This is a genomic window from Microcoleus sp. B9-D4, from assembly GCF_036705105.1.
Taxonomy (GTDB): Bacteria; Cyanobacteriota; Cyanobacteriia; order Cyanobacteriales; family Microcoleaceae; genus Microcoleus.
The window spans coordinates 1122-1918 of the sequence record NZ_JAUBTS010000158.1; the positions used below are offsets into that span (position 1 = coordinate 1122).

A 797-nucleotide genomic window follows, 5' to 3' on the forward strand; every position below is an offset into this window, starting at 1 on the left:
AGATTGTGGACTCACAAACAATATTAAACCTAACTCTTGTCCCCCCCTTATTAAGGGGGGTTAGGGGGGATCGAAAGATTGTGGACTCACAAACAAGACTGAGAAATCGCACTAACAAACTACCCGCGTTCTCTATATAATAGAATCACCAATCATAATTACCCCGCCCAATCCCCCGCCACCCGATATGGACGAACAACGCCAACAAGCTTATCAAAATTTGATTGATTCTCTCCTCACCTACGATCGTGAGGAAAGAATGGGCATTATGCAGGCTAATTTAGAGTTGATAGACGAGGGTTTTGCCCAATTTTTGCGGCGAGACTGGGCAACTCAAACTCTGGCAAGGTTGCAGGGTGAAGAAGCTTTCAATTGTGCTATTAATTTATTCAACTTTAATCTTGGTTTTTATAGTCTGCGGCAAGGCAGTCGGGCAAGTAATTTAGAGGTGGCGATCGCTTGTTTGGAGATTGGGTTAACTATTATTACTCGCAAAGCTGACTCGAAAAATTGGGCCATGTTTCAAAACAGTCTGGGGATAAAATATTACGACAGAATTAGAGGGGGAAAAGCTGAAAATTTGGAACTGGCGATCGCGGCTTATAAGGCATCCTTGGAAGTTTACACCCGTGAGGCTTTTCCCTTTGAATGGGCAAGGAGTCAAAATAATTTGGGGAATGCCTACTGGGAGAGAATCAGAGGGGAAAAAGCTGAGAATTCGGAACTGGCGATCGCGGCTTATAAGGCATCCTTGGAAGTTTACACCCGTGAGGCTTTTCCCTTTGAATGGGCAAGGA

General features: G+C 44.4%; 1 pseudogene. It reads left to right on the plus strand.

Features of this window, described 5'->3' with window-relative positions:
• Window positions 1-187: 187 nt before the first annotated feature.
• Window positions 188-797 (plus strand): annotated as a pseudogene (locus QUB24_RS33300) (hypothetical protein); the annotation flags it as partial.